General features: G+C 53.4%; 20 protein-coding genes and 2 pseudogenes. 10 read left to right on the top strand and 12 right to left on the bottom strand.

The window, feature by feature from the left end; all coding sequences use genetic code 11:
- The gene (locus WBR57_RS00855) at positions 1–1,665 is read left to right on the top strand and encodes a putative bifunctional diguanylate cyclase/phosphodiesterase (RefSeq protein WP_424081244.1); all 1,665 of its coding nucleotides are present in this window, start codon (positions 1–3) and stop codon (positions 1,663–1,665) included.
- 34 nt (positions 1,666–1,699) lie between these two features.
- Here WBR57_RS00855 and WBR57_RS00850 read toward each other — a convergent pair whose 3' ends face one another.
- Positions 1,700–3,103 (bottom strand): NorM family multidrug efflux MATE transporter, encoded by a 1,404-nt coding sequence (locus WBR57_RS00850; protein ID WP_424081242.1) that lies wholly within the window; start codon positions 3,101–3,103, stop codon positions 1,700–1,702.
- 153 nt (positions 3,104–3,256) lie between these two features.
- Here WBR57_RS00850 and WBR57_RS00845 point away from each other — a divergent pair, with 153 nt between their 5' ends.
- Together WBR57_RS00845 and WBR57_RS00840 are read left to right on the top strand one after the other, a co-directional pair.
- A complete protein-coding gene (locus WBR57_RS00845; RefSeq protein WP_424081240.1) occupies positions 3,257–4,177 on the top strand; it encodes a LysR substrate-binding domain-containing protein in 921 nt (306 codons plus the stop codon).
- A 178-nt stretch (positions 4,178–4,355) separates the two neighbouring features.
- Complete coding sequence (locus WBR57_RS00840; RefSeq protein ID WP_424081238.1) at positions 4,356–6,332, top strand: Cache 3/Cache 2 fusion domain-containing protein; 1,977 nt, start codon at positions 4,356–4,358, stop codon at positions 6,330–6,332.
- Between the two features lie 3 nt (positions 6,333–6,335).
- Here WBR57_RS00840 and WBR57_RS00835 read toward each other — a convergent pair.
- A pseudogene (locus WBR57_RS00835) lies at positions 6,336–7,199 on the bottom strand (YifB family Mg chelatase-like AAA ATPase); the annotation flags it as partial.
- Between the two features lie 35 nt (positions 7,200–7,234).
- Here WBR57_RS00835 and WBR57_RS00830 point away from each other — a divergent pair.
- A complete protein-coding gene (locus WBR57_RS00830) occupies positions 7,235–8,950 on the top strand; it encodes a recombinase family protein (protein WP_424081236.1) in 1,716 nt (571 codons plus the stop codon).
- A 236-nt stretch (positions 8,951–9,186) separates the two neighbouring features.
- On the opposite strand, the gene WBR57_RS00825 is transcribed toward WBR57_RS00830, so the two are convergent.
- Positions 9,187–9,411, bottom strand: coding sequence for a hypothetical protein (locus WBR57_RS00825; RefSeq protein WP_163001018.1), 225 nt, complete (start codon positions 9,409–9,411; stop codon positions 9,187–9,189).
- Between the two features lie 338 nt (positions 9,412–9,749).
- On the opposite strand from WBR57_RS00825, the gene WBR57_RS00820 reads away from it, so the two are divergent.
- Complete coding sequence (locus WBR57_RS00820) at positions 9,750–10,154, top strand: hypothetical protein (protein ID WP_424081233.1); 405 nt, start codon at positions 9,750–9,752, stop codon at positions 10,152–10,154.
- Between the two features lie 554 nt (positions 10,155–10,708).
- Here WBR57_RS00820 and WBR57_RS00815 read toward each other — a convergent pair.
- Positions 10,709–11,137, bottom strand: coding sequence for a hypothetical protein (locus WBR57_RS00815; RefSeq protein ID WP_424081232.1), 429 nt, complete (start codon positions 11,135–11,137; stop codon positions 10,709–10,711).
- Between the two features lie 16 nt (positions 11,138–11,153).
- Positions 11,154–12,188 (bottom strand): hypothetical protein, encoded by a 1,035-nt coding sequence (locus tag WBR57_RS00810; RefSeq protein WP_424081231.1) that lies wholly within the window; start codon positions 12,186–12,188, stop codon positions 11,154–11,156.
- A gap of 222 nt (positions 12,189–12,410) precedes the next feature.
- Between WBR57_RS00810 and WBR57_RS00805 the strand changes: the two genes are divergently transcribed.
- The 3 genes from WBR57_RS00805 to trfA all read left to right on the top strand — a co-directional run bounded on the left by WBR57_RS00805 (position 12,411) and on the right by trfA (position 15,551).
- Positions 12,411–12,785 carry a hypothetical protein gene (locus tag WBR57_RS00805; protein ID WP_122459092.1) on the top strand — a complete coding sequence of 125 codons (375 nt, stop codon included), beginning with the start codon at positions 12,411–12,413 and terminating at the stop codon, positions 12,783–12,785.
- On the top strand, positions 12,778–14,373 hold the full coding sequence (locus WBR57_RS00800; protein WP_424081228.1) for a hypothetical protein: 1,596 nt from the start codon (positions 12,778–12,780) through the stop codon (positions 14,371–14,373). The genes WBR57_RS00805 and WBR57_RS00800 overlap by 8 nt, the downstream gene beginning before the upstream one ends.
- 326 nt (positions 14,374–14,699) lie before the next feature.
- The gene (gene trfA, locus WBR57_RS00795; protein WP_163001019.1) at positions 14,700–15,551 is read left to right on the top strand and encodes a plasmid replication initiator TrfA; all 852 of its coding nucleotides are present in this window, start codon (positions 14,700–14,702) and stop codon (positions 15,549–15,551) included.
- A gap of 639 nt (positions 15,552–16,190) precedes the next feature.
- On the opposite strand, the gene WBR57_RS00790 is transcribed toward trfA, so the two are convergent.
- The 4 genes from WBR57_RS00790 to WBR57_RS00775 form a co-directional block, all read right to left on the bottom strand.
- On the bottom strand, positions 16,191–17,252 hold the full coding sequence (locus tag WBR57_RS00790; RefSeq protein WP_240994100.1) for a phosphoribosyltransferase: 1,062 nt from the start codon (positions 17,250–17,252) through the stop codon (positions 16,191–16,193).
- A 90-nt stretch (positions 17,253–17,342) separates the two neighbouring features.
- Entirely contained in the window at positions 17,343–18,467 is a 1,125-nt protein-coding gene (locus WBR57_RS00785; RefSeq protein WP_240036016.1) for a DNA-processing protein DprA, read from the bottom strand.
- Between the two features lie 277 nt (positions 18,468–18,744).
- A complete protein-coding gene (locus WBR57_RS00780) occupies positions 18,745–19,509 on the bottom strand; it encodes a hypothetical protein (RefSeq protein ID WP_424081225.1) in 765 nt (254 codons plus the stop codon).
- On the bottom strand, positions 19,506–20,129 hold the full coding sequence (locus tag WBR57_RS00775) for a hypothetical protein (protein WP_163032497.1): 624 nt from the start codon (positions 20,127–20,129) through the stop codon (positions 19,506–19,508). The genes WBR57_RS00780 and WBR57_RS00775 overlap by 4 nt, the downstream gene beginning before the upstream one ends.
- Before the next feature lie 946 nt (positions 20,130–21,075).
- On the opposite strand from WBR57_RS00775, the gene WBR57_RS00770 reads away from it, so the two are divergent.
- Complete coding sequence (locus WBR57_RS00770; RefSeq protein WP_424081223.1) at positions 21,076–21,792, top strand: hypothetical protein; 717 nt, start codon at positions 21,076–21,078, stop codon at positions 21,790–21,792.
- Between the two features lie 428 nt (positions 21,793–22,220).
- On the opposite strand, the gene WBR57_RS00765 is transcribed toward WBR57_RS00770, so the two are convergent.
- Together WBR57_RS00765 and WBR57_RS00760 are read right to left on the bottom strand one after the other, a co-directional pair.
- Positions 22,221–23,528, bottom strand: coding sequence for a type II toxin-antitoxin system HipA family toxin (locus WBR57_RS00765; RefSeq protein WP_424081221.1), 1,308 nt, complete (start codon positions 23,526–23,528; stop codon positions 22,221–22,223).
- Complete coding sequence (locus WBR57_RS00760; RefSeq protein ID WP_122459107.1) at positions 23,525–23,821, bottom strand: helix-turn-helix domain-containing protein; 297 nt, start codon at positions 23,819–23,821, stop codon at positions 23,525–23,527. Before WBR57_RS00760 ends, WBR57_RS00765 begins: the two co-directional genes overlap by 4 nt.
- A gap of 259 nt (positions 23,822–24,080) precedes the next feature.
- On the opposite strand from WBR57_RS00760, the gene WBR57_RS00755 reads away from it, so the two are divergent.
- Positions 24,081–24,419, top strand: a complete 339-nt coding sequence (locus WBR57_RS00755; RefSeq protein WP_122459109.1) for a hypothetical protein — start codon at positions 24,081–24,083, stop codon at positions 24,417–24,419.
- 119 nt (positions 24,420–24,538) lie between these two features.
- Here WBR57_RS00755 and WBR57_RS00750 read toward each other — a convergent pair.
- Positions 24,539–25,186: pseudogene (locus tag WBR57_RS00750) on the bottom strand (magnesium chelatase domain-containing protein); the annotation flags it as partial.
- Positions 25,187–25,356 lie beyond the last annotated feature (170 nt).

The following is a 25,356-nucleotide window of genomic DNA, read 5'->3' as shown; positions in this document are numbered from 1 at the left end:
TTGTCTACGCCTGTCGAACCCTTGCGTTTGCTGCTGCTGGCCGATGAGCCAGCCTGGGCAGCGTTGATGCGCGAGTGCCTGGCGCCGATGGGCGATGGGGCTGTGCTGATCAGCGCACCAAACTGGGACTCCGTGAGTCGTCTGTTCGATGACGACCACAGCGCCGTGCTATTGACCACGCCCAGCTTGCAGCCCGGTCCTGGCCGTTGCAGCCTGCCGTGTGTGTTGCTGCTGGAGCAGGAGCCGCTGGTTTCCCCCCTTGGCGTCAGCGATTGGCTGGTTCGCTCTGTACTCGACGCCGAAACACTGCGCCGCTGCCTGCGCCATGTGCGTGAGCGCGGTGTGCTGGAAAACACCCTGAACCGCCTGGCCGAGCAGGACCCGCTCACCGGTATCGCCAACCGTCAGGGTTTCCAGACCTTGCTGGCGGCGCGGCTGGCCGAGAATGAAGGTCGCGGCCTGGCCCTCGGCCATCTGGACCTCGACAACTTTCGCCATGCCAACGACGCCCTCGGCCACCAGGCCGGCGATCGGTTGATCCTGCAAGTGGTCTCGCGGCTCAAGAGCCAGCTCGAGGCCGGCGACCAGCTGGCACGCCTGGGCAGCGACGAGTTCGCCCTGCTGATCGACACCCGCCGTGCGCCTCAGCGCGCCGAGTGGATGGCCGAGCGCATCACCGAAGTCATGGCTGAACCCTATTGGGTCGATGGCGAAAGCCTGCTGATCGGTTGCAGCCTGGGGGTGGCGCATGCCCGCGCCCGCGCCGGGGCCGACCCGCTGATGTGGCACGCGCACATCGCCATGCAGCAAGCCAAAAGCACCCAGGGCTGCACTTTCCATATCTTCAACGAACGCATCAACCGCAACGCGCGCAGCCTGGCCGACCTGGAAAGCGAGCTGCGCCGCGCCTTGCGCCGGGATGAACTGGAGCTGCACTACCAGCCCCGCCTGGACCTGGGCGACGGGCATATCGTCGGCCTGGAAGCCCTGGTGCGCTGGCGTCATGGCGAGCGTGGGCTGTTGCCGCCCAGCGAGTTCGTGCCCCTGGCCGAGCAGAGTGGCCTGATCGTGCCGCTGGGCTACTGGGTGATTTCCCGCGCCCTGCGCGACATGCAGGACCTGCGCGAGCGTGGCCTGCCGCCGCTGCACATGGCGGTCAACCTGTCGTTCCGCCAGTTCCAGGACAGCCAGTTGCTCTCGACCCTCAGCCGGCTGATTGCCGAGCGTGGGGTGCAAGCGCAATGGCTGGAGTTTGAACTGACTGAAACCGCCGTGATGCGCCGCAGTGACCTGGTCAGGCAGACCATGGATGCGCTGGGCCGCCTGGGCGTGCGGTTTTCGCTGGATGACTTCGGCACCGGTTTCTCATCGTTCGTGCACCTCAACAGCCTGCCGATCGCCTTGTTGAAGATCGACAAGAGCTTTGTCGGCGGCATGGAGGAGCGCGAAGAAAACCGCAAGCTGGTGCACGCCATGATCAACCTGGCCCACAACCTTAACCTGGAAGTGGTGGCCGAAGGTGTGGAAACCCCTGAACAGTTGGCATTGTTGCGGTTGTTTGGCTGCGACCAGGCCCAGGGATACCTGATCAGCAAGCCGCTGCCATTGCCTGAATTGGTCGAGTACCTGACCGTGGGCAAAGACCAGCAGGCCCTGCTGGGTTGAGTTGCGAAGCCCTCCACATTGACGAGTACAGCTGTCAATCCGGCTGAGCAGCTTGCATGGCGCTATAGGCTTGTGGCTCTTGCCGAATCATGCGTTTCATCTTCGCTTCGAACGCCCAGGTCAGGCTCACCGCCGCGCAGGCCAGGCCCAGCGCCAGGCCCCACCACACACCGGTCGGGCCCCAGCCCAGGGTGAACGCCATCAACCAGGCCGAGGGTGCGCCGATCAGCCAATAGCAACCCAGGCCGACCAGGAAAGTGGTCTTGGCATCCTTCAGCCCACGAATGCAGCCCATGGCGATGGTTTGCACGCCATCGAACAGCTCGAACCAGGCCGCCACGGCCAGCAGGCTGACGGCCAGGACGATAACGTCGTGGAACGCCGGATCGTTATGGTCAAGGAACAGTCCGATCAGTGGGTCGGAAAACAGCCACAGCACCACGGCAAATCCCAACATCACCGCGCCACCGAAACCGATCCCGACACGCCCCGCCAGGCGTGCCCGCAACAGTTGCCCGGCGCCGTAGTGCTGGCCGATGCGCATGGTCACGGCGTAGGACATTCCCGCCGGCACCATAAAGGCCACCGAGACGATCTGCAGGGCGATCTGGTGCGCGGCCAACTGCGTGCTGCCCATGGTGCCCATGCACAGCGCCGCAAACGCAAACAGTCCGACTTCCACCGCATAGGTGCCGCCAATCGGCAGGCCCAGGCGCCACAACTCGCGCAGATACCGGGTATTGAGGCGCAGCAGGCCGGTGCTCAGCGGGTAAGCGGCATAGCTGCGGTTGCGGTGGATGTACCACATCAGTGCCAATGCCATGCCATTGGCGACGAGGGCCGTGACCAGGCCAATGCCCATCAGGCCGAGTTTCGGCAGGCCGAACATGCCTTCGATCAGCGCATGGTTGAGCAGGTAGTTGGCCACCGCGCCGCCAAGGCTGATCACCATCACCGGTTTCGCCTTGCCAATCGCACTGGTGAAGCCGCGCAAGGCCATGAAACTCAGGAAGCCGGGCAGGGCGAAGGGCAGGATCGTCAGGAATTGCCCCGCCGACTGCACGTTGGTTTCGGTCTGGCCAAACAGCAGCAGCAGCGGCTTGAGGTTCCACAACAGCAGCGCGGCGACCAGGGCCATCAGCCACGCCAGCCATAGCCCGGCCTGGGTCAGGCGAGTGGCGCCTTCGATATCCCCGGCGCCGTGACGGATGGCCACCAGGGTACCCACGGCGGCAATCACGCCGATGCAGAAAATCGACACGAATGAATAACTCGCCGCGCCCAGGCCGCCACCGGCCAGGGCCTCGGGGCTCAAGCGCGCCATCATCAGGGTGTCAGTCAGCACCATCAGCATGTGCGCCAACTGTGAGGCAATCAACGGCCCTGACAGCCGCAGAATGGCCCAGAGTTCGGTACGCGTCGGATGCTGCATGATCATCACGCTCAAAAAATCAGAGGGTTGGGGGAGGGTTGATTCTCGGCGCTCTCAGCCCATTGCACAAAGGGATAAAAGCGATCGTTGGCATGATTAAAACTCATGCGAGTTTGATTCTGGTAGGGTTTCCAACATTGCGCTGTCGGAGCTTTCCCTATGTCCCGTCGTCTTCCTCCGCTTTATGCCCTGCGTGCCTTTGAAGCCGCATCCCGGCACAACTCCTTCACCCGTGCGGCGGAGGAGCTGTCGATTACCCAAAGTGCGGTCAGCCGACATATCCGCACTCTGGAGGAGCATTTCGCCTGCCGCCTGTTCCAGCGCAACGGGCGCAACCTGCAACTCACCGAAGCCGCACGCCTGCTGCTACCCGGCGTGCGCGAAGGCTTTGCCGCACTGGAGCGCGCCTGCCACACCCTGAACGCCGAAGATGACATCCTGCGCATGAAGGCGCCGTCGACCCTGACCATGCGCTGGCTGCTCGCGCGGCTCAGCCGCTTCCGGCATTTGCAGCCGGGCAATGAGGTACAACTGACCAGCGCCTGGATGAGCGTGGATGAGGTCGACTTCAACCAGGAGCCTTTCGACTGCGCGGTGCTGCTGAGTTACGGGCACTTTCCGGCAGATTGGGAGGCGAGTTATCTGTTCCCCGAGCTGCTGATCCCGGTCGGGGCACCGAATCTGTTGGCGGACGGGCCATGGGATGTGACGCGCCTGGCCACCGCAGAACTGCTGCATCCCACCCCGGACCGGCGCGACTGGCGCAATTGGCTGGAGCGCATGGGGCTCTCATCCCAGGTATCGCTCAAGGGCGGGCAGGTGTTCGATACCCTCGAGCTGGGCATGATCGCCGCCGCGCGGGGGTACGGCGTCTCCATGGGCGACTTGCTGATAGTGGCCGAGGACGTGGCCCAGGGACGGCTGAGCCTGCCTTGGCCAACCGCCGTGGCCAGCGGGGAAAACTATTACCTGGTGTGGCCGAAAACCCGACCCGGTGGCGAGCGCTTGCGGCGGCTGGCGGAGTTTCTGCAGGGTGAGGTGCAAGCCATGGTTTTGCCCGCCGTAAAGCGCCTCGATTGAGTCGCTTCAAACGCTGCTACGCAACCGTTTGCGTGATACCCCTATAAATCGCTCAAGTATTGCTTTTGCCCGCCGAAGAAGGTGTGTTGGAACCATCGTGCACCCACGTTTCCCACTAGATAATTTGCCGAGCAGTGCTATGAGATCAGGATGATCCTGGCCTCGGCCAGGAGCCTTCATGTCTCAACCTCGCGCCCGGATAGCTTCACAGCTAGGCCTCGCACTCGCCGTGATACTGGCTGTCGTCATCAGCGGCAGCACTGTGTTTGCCTTGCGTTCACTCGACTCCGCCAACCTCGACACCCGCGAGGAACACTTGGCCAGCGAGGCGCGCCTGCTCGCCGACCAACTCAACACCTTTCACAGCACCCTGCGCGAGAGCACTCAGCGTTTGAGCGGGCTGTTTGAAAAGCGCTTCGGCGCCGGGCTGAGTCTGCGTGCGGACCAACCGGTAGCCGTCGCTGGCGTGCAAACGCCGAGCCTGTCCCTGGGCAGCGCAGTGTTGAACAACGACTTCGCTGAAGTCGACGAGTTCAAGGACACCTCCGGCGGCGTGGCCACGGTGTTTGTGCGCAGCGGCGAAGACTTTATCCGCATCAGCACGTCCCTGACCAAACAGGATGGCAGCCGCGCCATCGGCACGGCCCTGGACCATCAGCACCCGGCCTATCAGCGCCTGCTCGCCGGGCAGAGTTACGTGGGCCGCGCAGTATTGTTCGACCGCTCCTACATGACCCAATACACCCCGGTGCGTGATGCCGCCGGCAAGGTGATTGCGGTGCTGTTTGTCGGCTTCGACTACACCGACGCGCAGAACGCCCAGTTTGAAAACCTCAAGCGCTTCCGTATCGGCAAGACCGGTTCCCTGGCCTTGCTGGATGAGCAGAAACGCTGGCTGGTGCCGCCTGCGGGCGTGCAGGCGCTGGACCAGGCGGTTCCGGTGATGCTCGACCTGGCGAAAAAGCCGGGTGTGGGCCGCTTCTGGAGCGACAAAAACGAAGATTTCTACAGCGTCTCCGTGCCGTTTGAAGGCGGCCCGTGGGCGGTAGTGGCAAGCATGCCGAAGGCTGAAATCCGCGAAGTCACCTGGGCGGTGGGTATTCGCCTGGTGATTGGCAGTGTGCTGGCGATGCTGTTTGCCGTGGGCGCGGCGGTCTGGTTGCTGCGCAGCAAATTGCAGCCACTCAGTGACCTGGTGCGCCAGGCCGAGGCCTTGGGCGCGGGCGACTTGAGCGCACGCTTGAATGTGTCCAGCCATGACGAAATCGGCCAACTGGCGCGCAGCTTCAACCAGATGGGTGAAGCGCTGTCGACCATGGTCTCGCACATCCGTAGCGCGGCTGAAGAGGTCAACAGCCGTGCCCAGGCGTTGTCCGGTTTGTCCGGTGGTGCCTATGAAGGCATGGAGCAGCAGTCCGGCGAGATCACCAGCATGGCCGGCGCGGTGGAGGAGTTCAGCGCCACCTCGCTGAACATCGCCGACAACATGGGCAGTACCGAACGCCTGGCCCAGGAAAACGCCCAGCAAACCCGTATTGGCCGCACCTCGATGCAAGAGGCGTCGTCGTCCCTGGAACACATCGCCACCGCGCTGAACAGCACGGCCACGGTGATCAATACCCTTGGCCAGCGCTCCCAGGAAATCGGCGGGATCGTCGGCGTGATCACTTCGATTGCCGAACAGACCAACCTGCTGGCGCTCAACGCGGCCATTGAAGCGGCGCGGGCCGGCGAGCAAGGCCGTGGTTTCGCGGTGGTTGCCGACGAGGTGCGCAACCTGGCTTCGCGCACTCGCCAAGCTACCGACGAAATTTCCGGGATGATCCAGAGCATCCAGCAGGAAACCGGCAACGCCATCAGCACCATGGAGCACGGTAACGCGCTGATGCAGGAAGGCCTGTCGCGCAACGCCGACGTGGCTTCGGCCCTGGCGCGTATCGACGAACAAAGCCGCTCGGCGGGTCAGCAGTTCGCAGCGATCACCACCGCGACGCAAGAGCAGAGCAGCACCGCGACCCTGCTCAGCAGTAACCTGCAGAGCATTGCGCTGGCCAACAGCGAACAGCGCGAAGTGGTGTCCAATCTGGCGATTACCGCCAAGGAATTGGAGACGCTGGCGGCGGGCTTGCGGCATGAGGTTGATCGCTTCCGCTGAGGTTCAGGTGATGGAGGCCGGGCGGTATTGCAGGGCCTCCTTCAGATGGTCACGGGTGATCGCCTCCACCTGGTCCAGGTCGGCCAGGGTGCGCGCCACTTTGAGCAACCGATGGGCTGCGCGAAGCGACAGTGTCAGCCGTTCGCAGGCGGTTTCCAGCCAGCCTTCATCGACCTTCGGCAGCTTGCAGTGCTTGCGCAGGCCCGGCAGATCCAGAAACGCATTTGCACAACCCTGGCGCCGTTGCTGGCACTCCCGGGCCTGGGCCACTTCTGCCGAGGCCTTCGCCGTGTTATCCCCAGCCAGCTCGGCGGGGCTCAGTGCCGTGGTCTCACGAGCGACCGTTACGTGCAGGTCGATGCGGTCCAGCAAGGGCCCGGAGAGCTTGTTGCGATAGCGCTGGATCTGCTCTGGTGTACACCGACAGCGCCCGCTGGGGTCGCCCAGGTAGCCGCAAGGGCAGGGGTTCATCGCCGCCACCAGTTGGAAGCGCGCCGGGAAGCTGACCCGGTCGCGCGCGCGGGAAATCACGATACACCCTGACTCCAGGGGTTCGCGCAGCACCTCCAGCACCTTGCGATCAAACTCCGGCAACTCATCCAGAAACAACACCCCGTGGTGCGCGAGGGTGATTTCCCCAGGCTGCGGTTTCGACCCGCCGCCCACCAGCGCGGGGCCTGACGCGGAATGGTGTGGCTGGCGAAACGGGCGGTGCGGCCAATGGCTCAGAGGCGCCAGGCTGACCACGGATTGAATCGCCGCGACTTCAAGTGCTTCCTGCTCGCTCAATGGCGGCAGCAACCCCGGCAGGCGGCTGGCGAGCAAGGTCTTGCCAGTGCCAGGCGGCCCGCTGAACAACAGGTTGTGATACATTACACCTATATCACTTCTCCGAGACTACCGTGATCACTCCAGGCACCAAGGCGTATAGCTACATCCGCTTTTCCACACCTGAACAAGCAAAGGGTGATAGCTATCGCCGACAGCGGGCCGCAGCTGAAAATTACTGCCTGCAAAACGGCCTAGAGCTAGTTAAAAATGAAGACTATTTGTTTTTTGATCGGGGTAGGTCAGCATTTAAAGGTAGGCATTTGGACGATACGGGCCAACTTGCCCGCTTCCTAAAATATGTACAAGATGGAACTATCGAGCCAGGGTCAGTGCTGATAATTGAAAGCCTCGACAGATTGAGTCGGGAACATGTAAGTGAAGCGCTACCTCGATTTTTGGATATTTTGAGGTGCGATATCCAGATATATTCGGTGGCTGATAATAAGCTTTATACGAAAGATTATGATGCCATCGATATCATGGTTGGCATCTTTCAGATGAGTCGTGCTCATAGCGAATCAAGCTTAAAGGGTGAACGAGTAAGTAAGGCCTGGAAGCAGAAACAAAAAGCTGCTCGCGAGACTAAAACGCCACTGGGTCGTGCGTGTCCATACTGGCTTAAACTTGAGGGTGGTAAATACGTTGAAATTCCTGAGCGAGTTGAAGTTATTAAAGCGATCTTCAAGCTTGCAGTTTCAGGGCACGGTCATCGTGCAATTGCTAAGATACTTAACGCGGATAACGTACCAATTTTTGGCTCAAACAAAAGAAATGCGTCAGGCGCTTGGGGGAGTAGTTCGACGGGAAAAATCCTTTCAAATCGAGCCGTTTTAGGTGAGTACCAGCCTACAGGGTTGATTGACGGTAAACGCGGAACGTTGGGTGAGCCTGTACCCGGTTTTTTTCCTATAGTGATACACGAGGATTTATTCTTTGAGGCTCAATCTGCACGCACCACGCGTAGTGTTTCTAAAGCTACGAAGTCAGCCGCGAACTTTAATTTATGGCAGGGTCTTGCTAAGTGTTCGCTGTGTGGCGAGTCCATGCATTTGGTAAACAAAGGACAACCGCCCAAGGGTGGAAAATATCTAAGGTGTTACGGAAGCGCCAAGGGCCGATGCACCAATAAGATTGTGCAGTTGGCCCGATCTGAACGTGCATATATGGAAATCTTAGCCAAGGTTGATAGCTTGAGCCTCGTGCAGGACTCTCAGGCTAAAATTCGAAAAGAAATTACAAAAGTTGATTTGCGGCTAGATATGATTAAAAAGCGCCAAGCCGAAATCGAAAGTCAGCTATTGGACGTCAGTGGTGATCTACCTGATTTTGTCATGCAAGCGGCTCTACGCTTTGAGCAAGAGTTGAAAGAACTAAAACATACAAGGAATGAGCTGAAGCGCGATTCTCAGCGAGAAAAAATCATAAACAAGGAAGACTTTTTCTCGAAACTTGATCTTTTGAGTTTTGAAGGGCGAGCCAGGGCAAACTATTTGCTAAAAGCGCTGAAGGTGAAAGTTCGAATCGAGCGTCAGGAAAATACGGTGTTTTACGCAATTGAGGTGGACGGAGTTCTCACTTTTTTAATGAAGCAGGTTTCCGACCTGATTGAGTATTATCCGTACACCGGAGAACTGACTGAGGTATTACGCAGTCAAGGTGACGATGGTGCCTTTGCAACGATGCATTCAGGCATGGTTGCAAGGGCATTTGAGCTGCTTGAGCTTGTCAGAGAGCAAAGCAGAATAGACTCCATGCTTGCTAATAAAGCAGTGCCGAAAAAAATATAACTTACAAATACGCTTCTTCGCATTACAGCTCGACAAGCAATTGCTTTACACCTGCTGTCTTACAGAACCGCTCTACGGCGGTCAGAGAGCGCCATAAGCGCTTCTCTTCTCTACGACTGCGCACAGGTAGCCAAATAGTACCTATTCGCCCTTCTAGAGCCCAGCACGGGCCTTCCCGAACGGCCCGTAACTCTCTTAGCGCGTTGTTTTCGACAAGCGTGCTCAAGGTCTCTTGATCAATCGTCTTCTTCGTCGTCGTCATCTGGGTTAATCCAGTCCTCATAAGCGATATCGAGCGACGTTCCGGCTTCGGGGCCAATGTGTTCGGCGCTGGCTAATTGGAGCGACAGCCAGCTTTCCAAAACGTCGCGGGAATAAGGGCAGGGAATATACGCCTCCAGGTCATCCGCAAGATACTCTAAGCGCTCCTGTGCGCTCATTTCCGCGTGACGCTTATACATAACGATTTCCGTGTGCATCCTGAGGCCTCCGGCCATTGGTGAGGGCGTGCATCGTATACCAGATTGGTGGGTTCTGGTAGGCCATATACCTATATTCTGGTGCCACTCTATTTTGAAAAACGCTCTAGCACGGGGTGGCAATGGCAAGGTTGCCTGCCGGCGGCTGGCAGCTATCAGCCAGCAGCCTTCGGCTCCTGACTTCCAGCCGCCCCAGCTAAAAATCAGGCTGTCTACGAAAATATATGGATAGTCGTACATGAAAAAAGACTGACGTCAGTCATTGACATTGACTGACTATCACAATACTATATATTCATACAGTATGTGGAGAGGTTGAAATGCGTCTGAAAAAGGTGGGTAAAAAGCTTCAGCTCCTGCGCCCGGTTTACGTTTCGGAAGATCGCCGCACGCGGGAAAAAATGATTGCTAGCGTTAACGTAGACACCTTCAAAGTTCCGTCGGCAGTTCTTCCGCTGCTCACGCATGAGGAAATCATCCAGGTGAACTACCTCCTGATGGAGCGGCATTTGACAGAGAAGAAAATAGCTTCCAAAAAGGTGCTTGAGACAGGTTTTGTCGAGTCTGGGAATCTGGCTATTTGGGCGTTGACCCACCGCGATATTGTTGATGCCCTGAACCCTGAAGAGGTAATCAGAATCTGGTCTGTACTTGAGGGGGTGCAGTGCGCAATGGAAAAGGCGAACCTCCCAAGGCCAAAAAAAGAGTTCATTCAAGGTCTTTGAACGCTGCGTTAGATCAGGCGAGGGAGGATTAGGCTGAAAAGTAGCCGACTACATGCCAGGAAAAAAACCAGCATTACCGGGCTGGGGGAGTCGTCTGTTTGCTGACCGCCGAAGGTGGTCGGCGGCTAGCTGTCACCACTCATATGCATTCCCTGCGCTTGCCACATCCTTGTGGTCGTTCCTAATCAACGAAAATGGGACGCGTGGCAATTCGTGTAGCAGTTGCTGTAACACTCCGCAAATTTACGATTGTCAGTTGTCTTTGAGCCTGCGTCTTCGCAAGCTGCCATGAGCAAACCCACGTCGATTCTCAGCGTCTTGTCGTCGCGCTTCATTGCTGACAATACCTTTAAATTTGAATCAATCCAGTGCACACCATCCGGACTTCTAAGGATCGCATCTGTCGTATTTTTAGCCGCAACTGACTTTGCTGAAGAGACAGTGTTAATGCTCGCATTTGCATGCCCTGCTGCTACAGCAGCTGCAAAAATGGCTAACGATATCGTTAAGCTAGATCTCATAGCCGTGCTGCTCCAGGGCGAAAGGAGAGGGGGCTATCGGCACTCATACGCATCCTCTGCGTCACGCTTCCTGCGAGGCTTCCCAGGCGCCCTGTCGTCGTCCGCTTCATTCCCTTTGCCACCCGTAAAACCTCCAAATATCTTTTGAAGAATTTCTGCAATGAACTGCATGAATGCTTCAAGCAGATTTTTTTCTACAACAATTCCTTTGCGATATTCTTCCTCGGAGTCGCCATTTTCAAAATCAATAACTTTACCAATTCTTGATTTAACAAGTGAGTTCCAGACCCTGTCTGTAACTTCGGGTTTTGAAATCAAAATAAACTCCCGGCTACTTGGCAAACCATCAAACTTTTCAACACCTTCATTAAATTTGTCAGTTAATTCATCTTCCTTGATGTTTTCGTGCGCTTGTATAAACGTAACTTTGTCTTGTTGTGACAATCTTTTGAAATCGCTCATTGTGTAGCCTCTCTTATTATTTTGATGCTTCTTTATTTACGGCCTGGAGCAAAGCACTTTGCAATAGTGCTTCCTTTCTTAAATCTGATTTGTACTGATCCAGCGCTAGTGATATAGCTACTGCCTGTAGTTCTGCTGATCTTCGCTGGGCCTCTGCTGGCGGCATGTAAATATCAGTGCATGAATTAGTTACTTGACACAGCCAGGTCTCACTGCCTAGGCGTGACTCGCTATATTTTTTGTACTGCTCAACTCTCCCAGGTTCCCGCTTGCCGTCAATGAGCGTGCCATGACTAAGAACTTGCAGAGTATTCAGCGAACCCCTAGATTGTTCTCGCGCATTCTCGCGTCTTATATCTTCTAATACAGCTCTGTCATGCTCGGGGCTCCCAGGCTTGAGCTGTGCCACCTTTGGCGTGCGTATGTTTATATTTGCAGCCAGGTCGTTCTGTAGCTGCAAAGCTTTGTACTCATCTACAGTCAGCGGCGAATCAGTAAACCAGAGCTTGGGGTCTATGCACTTTCCGCCCAGGGCATCGCATTTGTCCATTACTTCAATTGCGGCTTTGTAGTTTTCTGCGTTGACTTCCTGGACGTCGGTGGTCTTGCTCGCAAATATGCCGCCGCCTGTTGCCGTCGAGTATCTGCGTGCTCGATCCCTTGATAGCCGTTCTGTCTGATCTATCTCAGAGCATGTGGCATCATTTAGGCCAGCAGACACGGCTAGAGTGCTGCAAGCGTCCTGCGCCGGTTGTAAGCGTTCAAGTTGTTCTAGGTTCTGCCGTTCTTCTTTGCCCTTGTCTATGCGTGCCACGGTATTTGCAAAGCCATTGTTGATTGCTTCAACCTGTTGTTCTGCTGATACACCAATTGCCACAAGCCGCGCATTTTCAACAGTAAATTGCTTGATTGCTTCAAATGATCTGTTGATATTGGCGTAGATATTTTGCATCAGTCCAGCAGGGTCTTTGACAATCATCCCTTCTGCAGCAAATGAATTCGATGAAATGGCCAGTAAAATCAATGCAATTTTAAGCTTTGAGTAATGCATGATCGGCCCCTTTTATTGTTATTTCCCATCATCATATAAAAAACGCACTCAACAAAACAACTTGAAATATGCTTTTCTCAAGTGTCGTAATAGAGCAAACAAGGCTCCTCCTGCGGTTGTCTACGACATCCTCCGGCCTTGTAAAGGGCTTTGCCCTTTAATCCCACTGGGGTTCCCCCAGACCCCAGGTCAAGATCAAACACACAGAGAAGGTGTAGATATATGTCAGACGCAACAGAACGGCCCTGGGTGCAATTGCATACGCTGATTCCCTCCAGGGTAGGGGCAAAGGCCAAGCGCGACGCTAAGGCCGCAGGGCTAAGCCTTAGCGGTTATGTTGGTGCCCTGATCGAGCATGGCCAGGTCGTGACCGCAAAAGACGATCTGCGGCCTGAACTGCGCGACCTAAATGCCTGTCTGGGCAGGTGGAACTCAAATATCAACATGCTTTCAAGGCATGCAAATATCTATAAACATGGTGCAAGTACAGACTTGCTATTGATGCGATTAAACGAGATTCACGAGGAGTTGCGGCTTATATCGCATAGGGCAAACAGCCTACAGCCGAAACCAGGAAGGAAGCGCACGCATGATTAACGGCCTGGCAATGCAAACCACGCACGCGCAGAAAGCCGTGGACTATCTGACCGGCGATGGGTATTACGACAAGGAGTTGCTAGAGTGGAAACAAAGAGATCCTGCGCCAGTAGTCTTGGAGGGCGACCCTAAGTCGTTTGTTCAGGCGTGTGAAAGCCTTACATTTAAAAACCAGTACACGTCTGGCGTGCTTAGTTTTAGTCCGGAAGAAACAGCATTGATAAATGCTAATCCAGGGCTCAAAGATGAAATATTGCAAGACTTCAAGAACTTCGCCTTTGCTGGCATTCCAGAAGATTGCAGAAATATGCTTGCAGTTGAGCACACGCATACCGGGCGTTTGGAAATACATTACACAATTCCCAGGGCTCACCTTGGCAGCGGCAAGTATTGGAATCCTTTTGAGCCAAATTATGTGGGCAAGCGTGGTAAGGGTAGTGACTACAAGTTTAGAGAACAGAACGACGCCTATGTAGACTATGCGTGCAATAAGTTTGGCTTGCAAAACCCCAGGGATTTGTCAGTTGCGAGAGATATAAAGATAAATCCTTTTGATAAAAATGCACAAAGCAAAAGAGAGATACATAAGGCTGTCGCCGATTTAGTAAATAGCGGACATATTACTTGCAGGGAAGATATAGAGAAGTTTTTTGTACAGGCTGGTGGGGAAATAACAAGAAACTCTGATGAACATATATCTGTAAAGTTTGGCGATCAAAAGGCCATGAGATTTAGAGGTGGAATTTATGACAAGAGTGAATTTAGCGGGGCTGCAATTAGCGAAAGAGAACTACAAGAAGCAAAAAGACCGACAGCGGAATCTATTGGACGAGAATTCGAGAGAGTCATGGAGGAAAGAACGGATAGAGTCGAAAAACGTCATGGCGAAGCAGAAAAGTATGTTGATTCAGACAAAACAGCAGATAAAGAGCTTGAATCAGAACTTAGCGCAGACGCAGACGCTATTAACGAAATCGACAAAGCAGCTGAAGATATTCCAGATCTTAAGTCTGGTATTGATGATTTCGTTAGCAGTAATAGCAGCGCTATAGAAGATTACAAGCAAGCAACTATCGGGTCGGGCGTTGAAGCGTCAGACGTTGCAATTGCGCAAACGGATGATCCAGTTGTCAGGTTTTTCCAACAACAATTCAAAGCCCAGGCGCAGCGCTTGGAGCAACAAGCAATTGCAGCAGCTAAGCAACGCTGGGCAAATCATCAGTTACCGCCAGGGCACGACACGTTACTAGCTGATAGTGTTGGTTCCATTTTTAAAGCAATGCTTGGCACACGTAGTGGCATTGATATTGATCGTCCTGGGCGCGCTTATACGCGCACACAGCTGCACCAGGATGCTGCGAAAGTCTCAGAATCAACACAGGAACGCGCTGTACTGCTTGAAGTTGATCGGAAAAAGATGATTCAAGACGCTTTGACGAGTGCGCAACAGAAGCACCAGGTCGAGCAGATCGAGCAGGACGATCAGGCGGCTCGACAAAAACAGGATGCCGGATATGTTCCGACATGGAAGCGCAACGGCCATGACCTTGATGATCAAGATAACGGCCTCAGGCCCGGTGGGCGCTAAAAAAACCGATTAACTCAGAAGTGACAAAAATATTTTTCTTTCTAAAACCCCAGTAATTTCAACTAAAAAAGCAGGTCTGTTTAATTGACCTCGAAATACCATTTGCGTCACTACTGACTGAATCGTAATCTGTCAGCAGTGACCAATTATTGGGTATTTTATGAAACAAATTGTTGTACACAAAACGAGATCTGGAGCAACCAGGCAAGCCGAATACTCTTCACGCATGCGTGCTGAAGGATATAAGCAAAGAACACTTTGGCTTACAGTAGAAGAGTCTCGTCAGGTTGGCCAGTTATTGAAAGAACTCAGAAGTGGTGATGCTAATGAGTGATTCATTTTTTATTAGTGAAGATCAAAAACTTCGTAACTTGCAACGGGCCATGACGTTTGATATGGGTGCTGGTAGGGATGGCAACCTTGGAGACTGGCCGGAAGATACTCGCGGGGTGCCAAACTCGATTCTGCGTAGCGCACTTTTCGGTGCGATTGGAAGAGGAAAGCGCGCTTACAACTCTGGTTGGATAACCAGTGTAGGTGGAGTAGATATCAAACACACTGGGCCGCAGCTCGATCAAGCAGACTTGGATGTTTGGGAGCAGTGTTTACATATTTCGCGTGGTTCAAAGCTTGGCGATAGCGTTGAATTTTCAGCTCACAGGTTTCTTAAAGATATTGGTCGGCAAACTGGAAAATCTCAGAGAGACTGGCTTAAAGAATCATTCATGCGACTTATGACTTCTGTTATTGAAGTCTCTGACGGTGATAGATCGTATGCGGGTCAACTTATACATCACCATATGCGTGATGATACGACAGGTCTGCAAAGAATTACGATTAATCCTAAAATTGTGAAGTTATACTCACCCGATGGTTGGACGATGCTTGATTGGAAAGGGCGGTTAGCACTTAGGAATCACCCGCTCGCGCTGTGGCTTCATGGATTTTATTCAACTCATGCTAAGCCGTTTAAGTACAAGGTTGAAACTATTCATAAGTTATGCGGTAGCCAATCAAAAAATATTACTGATTTCAGGAAAGATCTAAGAAAAGCGTTTGAAGTTATGAATAGAGAAATCCGCTGGGCAGGTGTTATTGGTGATACGGGTCTCATCATCATCACGAAGCCACCGTCGCGGAGTCAGCAGCTTCATCTAAATCGTATGCTTAACAGCTAGCAACCGTAGAAACCGCATACAACCTCTGTCAATCTATTCGATCCCCCCCTGTACCGGGGGGATTGTCATTACGGTGGCTCAATTTCCAAAAATCCCAATGTTGAATGCGCATTGGACGGGGCATAGCACCCCTGCAAGGGGCATAGCACCCCTGAAAATTTGGGGGCATAGCACCCCTTTTTTGGGGCACAGAACCCCTGGAATAGGGCATAGAACCCCCGTGGAGGGGGCATAGCACCCCTAGCCGGTCAGCTCGTAATGCGTCTGGAACCCTTGAAATTACAGGCCAAGATACAGATAGGCGAAAAGCCAATAATCTGTCTTTAATCTTGCAAATCAAAAACAAAGAAAAGCCTGTAATCGTAAAGCACATCAAAATCTCAGTTAGGTTGCCCAGATAACAGCAGAACTGTGTGAGAGTCTGCTTTTGTGGGTGTGCAGTCCAGAGCCTTGCCCCGGCCCCTGCGGGCCTAAGGCTTTGGCTCTTGTAATGTCGCTATTGTTTGAAGATCAAGGGCTAAGCAACCGCCTCCGGCGAATGCTCGCTGCGCTGCGCACGATCAACGGACGAGGCCACGGCAGAGCAGAAGCAGGGCCTCAATGCCCCTGGGGGGCGTTTATCGCGACTCCCAAGGTTAATCAGGGTATCAACGCTTGAAGCACCTGTTGTGCTGTACTGTCGGTTGCACCAGGGAAGCGGCCTAGATTTGCGCTGGTAAATCCGTCCGCAGCTATTGGACTGAACGGGTCACTGTTGATACTGATATCGTAATACGAAAGCTGGTTACCGAATTTGCCAAGGGCAATCCCATGGACAGAGTTTGCGCCAGCCTTAAGCAGAAAGGCAGCTGCTACACCGAACGACACGCCGTATGTGGTGCAATCATCAATAACGATGACGTTGCGCCCACCTATTTTCCCTTTGTAGAAAGGATTCAGGTGAAGGGTCGTTATCTGTCCAGCGGGGTTCGTGCGGTCGCCACCACGATTGGCCGAGCGTTTCTCTGATGCTGTGTGGCGGATAAAAAGGGGTTCTCCCAGCTTCGCAAATCGAACCCTAGAAGTGGTTGTGCGCAACCGGTGCGTAAAGTCCGTCAATACCTCATCTGCGCTACAGGTATTCCCGGATGAAGGATATACGCCCCACAATAGTTCTGGCGTTTGATCGATGTTGTTAATCAGCATAGAACGGGCTGTGACTGCCAATAGCGCCGCGAGACTCGATCCTCCTTTCTTCACCGTCGAAGTCAGCTTCTGAGCAAAAACCTGCTGCGTTACCCCTTTATGAAGGGTCGACAAATCCACCAGCGCATGGATGGTGTATGTGTTTGCCTTTCCTTCAAACCACCATTTTCCGTTCCAGCCGTTTGTCAAAACGGTCAGTTCTTCAAGCTCTTGTACCGAATTGATTTTTAGTCCAAGTCCCTTAATTTGCGGGTCAGTAGACCAACCAGCCGCCACAAGTACGGCTCTCCCATTTTTAGCCATCTGCAAGTCTTCTGCTTTGACGGCTAGTACCAAAATATCGTGCGTTTTGACATTGCAGTTTTTGGCTATGGTTTTGATTATCTCACCATTTTGCCGAGCATCCGTTGGGATAAATGCCACCTTAGATCCGGCGAACTCCTGGTCGAACCATGCAGGTTTCTCATGATTAGATATCACACCAACCAGGTTGCCGTTAGAGGCGATGCGGATCATTGCTTGGACGATATCTTTCGCTGGTTGGCCATTCCGTATTATGGCTGACGGGGAAGTAGTTAAAATTAGCATCCTTTCTACGCTTCCTGATTAAATTAGGGGGAGTTGGCCTGGCCCGTTTGGGCTGTCGGGATCGCTCTCTGGCTCGGGCGAGGATGGAGTCCTTTGCTCTGGCTGAGACGGCTTCTTCGGCGCTGCATGTAGCGTCAAATCCTGCTCTGAGAGCGACTCTAGAGTGGTCTTTTCTGTCTCTATTTCAGAGATGTGTTCCGTCTGACTATCAGGTGAGCTACCGGAGATGCCCAGCAATACTGATTTCAGAAATAGAATCAGGTTTTCTGTTTTTGTAGGTACTTCGTACCATGAGGCACCATATTCTGCGGCTGAAAATGGTATCTCCGGGCGAGAACTTTGAGTCCCTGGAAGAAACAGATTTATTATTCGTTTCTGATACTTACTTGCATATTTAACTGTGTGGGCCGTGCCGCTTTTAATGCTCCACTCAGCGGGAATAAGGACGTCACACAGAGCCGCTTGTATTCTGTTACGGCGGACGAAGTTCTCAGCACTGTAGGATTGATTCGGCAGGTATTCGGAAACGATACTCCCACCGGCTTTCAGAATCTCCTCCCGAAGCTCATTGGAGCCCTTCGGATAGTTTTGGAGAATTCCTGTTCCGAGAACCGCTACGGTGGGTAGGGAATACCTGATAGACGAAATGTGCGCTGTTTGGTCGATCCCTAACGCCAGGCCACTTACGGTGACGCAACCTATCCCGGCCAATACGCCTAGCACGTACTTGGTCAGAAACAGGCCATCGTCGGACGGCTTTCTTGTTCCCACGACGGCCACTGACGGTTTGCCGAGATTTTCGGGTAGGCCCTGGATAAAAATCCATTCTGGAGCGTCAGGGATGGCTCTTAACTTCTCGGGGAACTCTGCTTCGCCTTTGAACACCAGCCGAATGCCTAGGCCCGTAAGAGTTCGCGCTAGCGCAATCCCCTCTGCCCACAGCGATTCCTGGCCAGATTCTCCGTCATAACCCGCAGCAGCAAGGGGCTTCTCCACTCCCACCGCCCCTGGCGTCCTCAGCGTTTCTTTGAAACCGAAGTTCGCTTGCGCAATTTTATGAAGCGACCAAAAGCCGATGCCACTTACTGTAGTGAGCGCGAGGAATGCTACACGCTCGTTTCTCCAAAATGCCTTGTCTTCCATACCTTGCCTTCGGCTTCCCTTGTTGGCCTGATCTGCCCGCAGGCAAATTGCTGTGGGTGTGTATGCCATGAAGAAGAACCGCTTCCTTCCGACTGGCTATCAGCTCAGGTGAATGCTGGCATCTGATCATTCTACCTAGTCAGGCCGAGCCCCTACCAGCGTCATCCAGACCTATCTGATCAATCCACCAGAAAGGCAACGTTGTGGGTGGACAACGATGGGCGCCTACAAGACATAAGCTGCGTTAAGGCAGCCTGATTTCATATCGAGCCATTTATCAGCTTCTTGGATACTTAATAATAATGTTTTCAACAAGATCAATGATGAAGTCTGTTGCCTTTACTTCCGAAACTGTAATTGCTGCCGGGTGAGCTGCGCTGTTTCGTATGCCGAGTTTAGTTTCTAATATTTTCCGAACGTCATTAGTTATTATCCCGCTTTGCCTCAAGAACTCGATCAGCTTCCCTTCGGGAATTTCTGAAAAGTCATCATCTTTAGTTACTGCGGTTAGCTTGACTCTTTTGTCCGTGTTTGAAGCAAGTACAGCATTAAAGTCAGCTAACTTTGTTTCGAAAACATATTTGCATATGTGGTCGACTGTTAGTAACCATGTCATCACTATAGCAGAGCGGCGTGCGCCTATCTCATAGCAATCAATCGCTTCCTGAAGGAAATTTTGCTCATGTAGGTTATGGACGTTCGGCAACAAATTTCTCAACAATACGCTGGTTTCTATTCTTGCAGGGCCGGTGTGGATAGTTTTTTGAATATCTAACTGAGAGTTCCTGGTTAAAACGTAACCAGTTTTTCCCTTAATGAATTTATTTCCCTTTTTTGCATTGGAATTTTTTGTGAGGTAAGCGCTAACGTTGCTATATGGCGTTATTCGCAGTTCTGTGAAGCAGTTTGCAATGTCAGCAGGTCGTGCTGATGCAGCTCCGTCTATAACGGTTACGTAATAGACGAAGTAATCGATTAGCTCAGACGCGGCGCGCGTGGCTAGATCTGGTATGCCAAGCGCAAACGTTTCGAGTCTACTCATACGGCATCAGCATTCTTAGCGATATCATGCTCAATATAATTACGGCCAACAGTAGTAAGTCTAATCAACCCAGTCGCGTCTGTATCGACCCAACCCTTAGTTTGAGCCGTGTCTAGCACACTCTGGCGCAGCGCTTTAGGTATTTTGATTCCTACCGTGCGATAGCATGTAAAAAGGTGATCTTCCGAGACTTCGTCTAGTCCAAGCCCATCCTTCAGAAAGTAGGTGAAAATTAAATTCTGCTCCATGTTTGTCTTTGGAGCATATTTGCCGTGGAACTCTTTTAGCCTGCCTAGTTGTCCCTGGTTCAAATCAAGATCAGTCAGGAGTTTTGGTTCTTCCTTGCGGGAGCGTTTTGGCTTACGTGCGCCGTTCGTTGCTGCTGTTTTAGCAACTGGGATAGTCTTTGCTGAGGCTGGCGCGTTGTATGTCTTCAAGGGCTCAGGCTCGTCTAACTCTGAAGACTCGGCGATTACAGGTTTGGATGATTGAATTGCGAGGGGGGCTGGATGAGATATCCGCTCCTTAAAATCGCCATACAGCTCCAGAATAAAGGCTTCCGAGCCCTCAACCTCGATCAATCCCAATGAAAGGTCAATTCGCAACTTTGCTGCCGTCATAGCTAACCCCTGCGCGTTGGTTTCCTGCTGGAGGTATATCACATCGCCATGATGCCCGGAATAGAACATGCCTTTTGTGAGTGTATTGTTTTACAACATAAGCAGCTTGAAGACCCCGGCTTTCACCCGCGCAAAGTGCGATCACTTAGCTCCGACAAGGGAGGCTCAGCATGTCGGGGGCCACCTGTTCATGAACGTTCTTCCTGCGGGTGCCTGCTTCCCTGCTGCGCGCTTCGCTCTCAGACAGCGTTTGCTGGTGTGTGTGCTGGCAGGCCGGCTCTGCGTTGCCTGCAAATCGCCCTTTCGTCGCAGTCGGCAGGACGCGAGAAATAGGAGAAGCGGCATGCGACCGCAGCAATCCCTTTAATCCCCTCCGTTTACGAGTTGTAAGGGCTTCAAGCGCTCGATAAGCCAAATTGCTAACTGCCATGACAATCATTTCTTCCGTGGCTTAGAGAGGTTCTCAGGGGCCCAAGCCCTGACTGCCATGCAATAGCTGCTGGCTGACTGCAGGCCCACGCGTCGAATCAGCTCTCTATCGATGCTTTTCAAGCTCAACGTCCGAACCGCCGCAAATCCGCCTCCACTTAAGTAACGCCCTAATGCCCAAAAAAAGATGACTGGTTTTTAGGTTTACTGGGGCCCTGTGGGCCCCTCTCTTTGGAATCACACCCATAGCACGGGAGTACACGAGAACGTGAGTACCGGAGCACGGGAGTACACAAAAATTAGTTTTAGCCCAGCGATTGCTGGGCATTTAAAAGTATAAGTGCGCTGAATAGCCGTAATTCAATCATCTTAAGCGGTCTAAATAGGCATGCTAGGCATGCGTGAAAGCGCAGTCTTAATGGCATGAAATTGCGCTAAAAGGTGCCAAAAGACGGTTGGTTTTTTGTCTCGGCGTGGGGGATATTGGTTCCACCAATCACTTAACACCGAGACCGACATGACAAACGTCAAACAGACCAAAGCAAGGGCCATGAAAATGGCTGAGAAGGCTGCGGCCATTATGGATGTGCATTTTCCAGGCTTCCCGGAAGAGTGGGTATGGCGCCGGAAAAGGAACCATGGTTACAGCACCATTCCGCGTACCTTGCCGATTGCGATGCAGGCATTGAACGAAATCAAAGGCCACCCTGCGGGGCATACCCTTTTTTGCCTCTGGGCGCGCTCCCCCGATCACCCTTTTTTAATCGTTGAGAACCAGGCCGCCTTCGCAGCTGAGGCAGGCTTTACAGGTGCGCGTGCGGTAGACACTTGGCGCCGGCGAATGAAGATCCTCAAAAAGTACGATTTCATCACCACGAAAAAGGGTTCGTCCGGTGAGTTTCACTATGTGCTTTTGTTGAATCCGAACGCGGCAGTGGAAAAATTGCACAGTTTGAATCTGCTTACTGATGATCTCTACTCGAGGTTTCTTGAGCGGTTGGCAGATATCGGTGGGAGCAACGACATCGCTGAAATCAGGGCGTTTTGGGCCCTTCAAGAGGCGGTTGCGAACGAAAAAGCAAATGCAGAAGAGGCCGACGCAAAAGCTAAAGCTAAAGCTAAAACAGAGGCTGAAGGGGCGCCGAAACCAAAGCCACCAAAGGCCGCTAGGAAAAAACCTTCCGTTGCGCCCGCATCCGCCTTGGATGAAATGCAATCACAGCCTGGGGGCTAACATGTTAAAAATCATCGCAGAGCTGTTTTTGGATATTTTGGTGCAGGTGGCAGCAACGGTGCTACTGCAGTTGATGGATAAGATCGCGCCAGGGCCATGGCTTTAAGGTCACCGGAGTGTATCAATGATGGCGGGCTTAAACATCGAGGTCATAAGGTGTGTGAGCCTCAAGCTTATTAATCGTCTCGCGTTAGCGGCTTATCGAAATCGACCTCGATGAGCCGAAGCGGCGATCAGTTTTCCGTCGGATAGCCAGAAGTCAAAATCCAACGAGGTATGGAAACTAGCGCCCCCGTCATTCCTGATGACGACCCTCTGGTGGGGGCGGTGGGCTACACTGATCTTCTAATGCCTTGGTGGCTGCTATCACAGTCATACGGCCTTACTACCAGCCAGGTGCTCATAAGCCAGTAGCCCAAGCACCCGCGTTATCGGCGGGTGGGTCTGATCAGGTTGAAGTAGGTATGGTCTTTTTCCAGCACGGCTTTATAAGCTGCGCCTGCTTTCAGGGGAATCTTTACCTCCCTGAAAACCTCATCCCATTTGGCAAATGCTGCTAACGTTTGCTCAATGTAGTCGAGCGGCTTGAGGTATTTGTAGTCCGCGCAGAGCTCCATAATCAGCTGCCTGGTGGCTTTACCCCGACCGCTGTATGCAGTGGTGTGCTCACCCCGAGCCTCAGAGAAAGTCAGGTCGTATGCAGGCGCAAGCGTCCAATTAGCTTCCTCGCCAGGCTTCTCTGGCTCACGACCGATGAAGGCGAAGTTTTTAGTGTGATCGTCGTAGTTGTGAAACAAGGCATTGAAAACCATCACCCTAGCCATTTTTTCGACTTCTGCAGCACTTCGGGTCAGCCCATTTGTGAGCTTCAATAGCCCGCTGTAGTCCATCGACGGAGCTTTATGAGTCGCATACATAAGCGCGGAAACCGTGATCATATGAAGCTTCTGATCACCCTCCCTGTCAAAGCGCTTTGTTGCGAAGAATCCCTCCCGGCTACCATCTGGCATGCTCATATTGAGGATGCTCGACTCGGCCATCTCAACACCAGCTTCCCGAGCCATCAGGTAGTATGCAAACTCAATTGCACCGGTTTCAACAGGTTCACCTGGTGCTCTAAATTTGACGATCCAGTGATCGTATCCATGCGGGATCTGCCCGAATGCAGACGTCGCATGTGTACCGTCAGCGGACATCGCGACAATCGCCTTGGGGCGAGCACCACCTGGCGATCCCCCTGCAAGCCGGAGCTTGGTAAGCACTTCCGAAGTTTCGCCAGACAGGACTTCCACAGACGCCTCAAAGAGCTCCGCAAGATCGACTGTACCCCGCAGCTCCTCTCTTTCGGCTCTGGGGTGATACTCAAATGCTCCCATGGCCCTGTCGCTCATATAAGCGAGTCGATCCAGGGCAGTAACTGTATAGGCCGTCCCGTCACCGAATGTGGAATTAAGGAATCTGTCCATCAGCAGCATGCCCCAGCCGTCAGGGAGAGAGTCCGCAAATGGGCCATGCAATCCCTCGAACAGCCCACGATCAAGAGCAAGCTGGGGTTTGTCGTCAAATTTCATCGTGAATGGCGACAGGTTGAAGCCTGTAGCGAGCCATGTCGGATCGTAGGTGAAAAAAATCCCACTCCCCTCCTCCTTGTACAGATCACCGACTTTCACACCGCTTTTGGTGACCTCAAGGGATTCGAAATGCTTCAGCTTCGGATAATCCTGTCGCGATTTCATTTAGTACCCCGTTTGCGCTTTGAGTTTTTCAGCTCTGTGAAGGAGTTCGGCTGCGAAGGCTTGAACAGAGTCGTTACCGGAGTCAGCTCATCGAGCGCGGTGGCCAGCAAAATCATCGATTCGAGAGTAATAGAACCGGCAGTCTCGAACCGCTGGATCGACGACTCAGATACCCCTGAAAGCTCTGCCAAGGTCTTTCTCGTGAGGTTTTTTGATAGCCGTAGCTTTTTAGCGTTTTTCCCCACGTCACGAGCGATCTCTGCGGGAGAGTTGAGCAGATGCATGAACGACATGGCAGGCCTCTTTTTAATTTTTCCTAATGCCTAAATCTGACTTGTTATCGGCAGAAAATTAGCGCTATCAGTCAGTTCTGACCATTATAGAGCAACTGGCGCGCGCGGTGAAAATTATTTTACTCACTAATGGTCAGATATGACTGATTTAAAGGAAAAATTGGCCTTTAACAGTCTATTCTGACTAATAAATTTTTCCTCGGCGCACAGCTGAAAATTTGAAGTCCCGTCAGGCCCCGTATTCATTGGGGTTTAGGGCATGCGCCGAACTGCGCGCTGCAAGCGTGGCGCACAGGGTAGGAAAAAGGAGGTCGATAATGTCGACCTGCTCGCGCCCGAGGCAGGAGCATTTGCAAACTTCACGCGCATCTATCCAGATCAGTATTCTTCCATGCCTACCGTTTTCGACCCAGCCAAACTTGGGTTTGACGAAGACCAGGAGGTAAGTGCGAAAGAGCTTACGAACGCCTATTACGAGCAATTGCCGTACAGGAGGTTGCTCGTGGTAGCTCTGAATTCTGGGGCCTTGAAGAAGCCCTATCAGACTATGGACGTAATGGTTTGTCGCCAAAGCGGCGATCAATTTTCCGCCGGATAGCCAGTAGTCAAAATCCAATGAGGTATGGAAATTGGCGCTCCCTTCATTCCTCATTGCCAACCTTTGCTGGGCAGCGGTGGCCTATGGTTATCGCCACTTAGGGGTGTATTGTTATACAACATAAACAGGTTATGCGCCCCCGCCGCGGCAATCAGCAACGCGCGCTTGGCGCCTGATTGCCCCTGCACTTCACTCAGGTCCGGGTACGGCTTGTTCAAGTACAGCAAGCCGTCGGACGTGTAAGGCTCGATCGGCACTTGCCCATTCAGGTGCGCTACCACTTGCAGCAAGTGATCCACTGCGATCACCTTCAACCCCGACGCCAGGCACGCTTCCTCCGCATTCGCGCTGGGCACTATCAAGGTGCGCCCGGCCTTGCGCGCCGCCAGCGCTGCGGGCAGCACACCTTTCACCGCCCGCACCTCGCCGGACAGCGCCAATTCCCCGAGGCATTCGACGTTATCGAGCATCAGTGCGGGCACCTGCACGCTGGCGGCCAGGATCCCCAGGGCTATCGCCAAGTCAAAACGCCCGCCGTCCTTGGGCAGGTCGGCGGGCGCGAGGTTGAGGGTGATCCGGCGCGCGGGGTATTGCAGGGCCGAGTTGAGAATCGCACTGCGTACGCGGTCCTTGCTCTCCTTGACAGCAGTTTCCGGCAAACCCACCAGCGTCAGGGACGGCAGACCATTGGCCATGTGCACTTCAACGGTGACGGCAGGGGCTTCGACGCCGATTTGGGCACGGCTGTGGACAATCGCGAGGGACATGCTCGTTCCTTGAAAGAGAGGGCCGCTTCCTGCGGTTTTTCAAGGGTAGACGAGGTGAGGAAGAGAGAGGCGGGGGAGGTTTTACAGAACGTATCCGGAGGGTTACGCAGGATAGATGTGGGAGCGGGCTTGCTCGCGAAAGCAGTGTGTCATTCACCGCATTTGTTGGC

The sequence above is a fragment of the Pseudomonas sp. genome (genome assembly GCF_049590575.1).
GTDB lineage: Bacteria > Pseudomonadota > Gammaproteobacteria > Pseudomonadales > Pseudomonadaceae > Aquipseudomonas.
The sequence above is the reverse complement of the archived record's forward strand: the minus strand, read 5'-3'. Positions and strand labels throughout refer to the sequence as shown.

Excerpts from the sequence above, each read along its gene's own strand:
- WBR57_RS00825 (WP_163001018.1), bottom strand. The coding sequence starts at position 9,411 with ATGTATAAGCGTCACGCGGAAATGAGCGCACAGGAGCGCTTAGAGTAT.
- WBR57_RS00805 (WP_122459092.1), top strand. The coding sequence starts at position 12,411 with ATGTCAGACGCAACAGAACGGCCCTGGGTGCAATTGCATACGCTGATT.
- WBR57_RS00845 (WP_424081240.1), top strand. The coding sequence starts at position 3,257 with ATGTCCCGTCGTCTTCCTCCGCTTTATGCCCTGCGTGCCTTTGAAGCC.
- WBR57_RS00775 (WP_163032497.1), bottom strand. The coding sequence starts at position 20,129 with ATGACGGCAGCAAAGTTGCGAATTGACCTTTCATTGGGATTGATCGAG.
- WBR57_RS00755 (WP_122459109.1), top strand. The coding sequence starts at position 24,081 with ATGCGCCGAACTGCGCGCTGCAAGCGTGGCGCACAGGGTAGGAAAAAG.
- trfA (WP_163001019.1), top strand. The coding sequence starts at position 14,700 with ATGAGTGATTCATTTTTTATTAGTGAAGATCAAAAACTTCGTAACTTG.
- WBR57_RS00765 (WP_424081221.1), bottom strand. The coding sequence starts at position 23,528 with ATGAAATCGCGACAGGATTATCCGAAGCTGAAGCATTTCGAATCCCTT.
- WBR57_RS00810 (WP_424081231.1), bottom strand. The coding sequence starts at position 12,188 with ATGCATTACTCAAAGCTTAAAATTGCATTGATTTTACTGGCCATTTCA.
- WBR57_RS00770 (WP_424081223.1), top strand. The coding sequence starts at position 21,076 with ATGACAAACGTCAAACAGACCAAAGCAAGGGCCATGAAAATGGCTGAG.
- WBR57_RS00760 (WP_122459107.1), bottom strand. The coding sequence starts at position 23,821 with ATGTCGTTCATGCATCTGCTCAACTCTCCCGCAGAGATCGCTCGTGAC.
- WBR57_RS00790 (WP_240994100.1), bottom strand. The coding sequence starts at position 17,252 with ATGATCCGCATCGCCTCTAACGGCAACCTGGTTGGTGTGATATCTAAT.
- WBR57_RS00815 (WP_424081232.1), bottom strand. The coding sequence starts at position 11,137 with ATGAGCGATTTCAAAAGATTGTCACAACAAGACAAAGTTACGTTTATA.
- WBR57_RS00820 (WP_424081233.1), top strand. The coding sequence starts at position 9,750 with ATGCGTCTGAAAAAGGTGGGTAAAAAGCTTCAGCTCCTGCGCCCGGTT.
- WBR57_RS00800 (WP_424081228.1), top strand. The coding sequence starts at position 12,778 with ATGATTAACGGCCTGGCAATGCAAACCACGCACGCGCAGAAAGCCGTG.
- WBR57_RS00785 (WP_240036016.1), bottom strand. The coding sequence starts at position 18,467 with ATGGAAGACAAGGCATTTTGGAGAAACGAGCGTGTAGCATTCCTCGCG.
- WBR57_RS00840 (WP_424081238.1), top strand. The coding sequence starts at position 4,356 with ATGTCTCAACCTCGCGCCCGGATAGCTTCACAGCTAGGCCTCGCACTC.
- WBR57_RS00850 (WP_424081242.1), bottom strand. The coding sequence starts at position 3,103 with ATGATCATGCAGCATCCGACGCGTACCGAACTCTGGGCCATTCTGCGG.
- WBR57_RS00780 (WP_424081225.1), bottom strand. The coding sequence starts at position 19,509 with ATGAGTAGACTCGAAACGTTTGCGCTTGGCATACCAGATCTAGCCACG.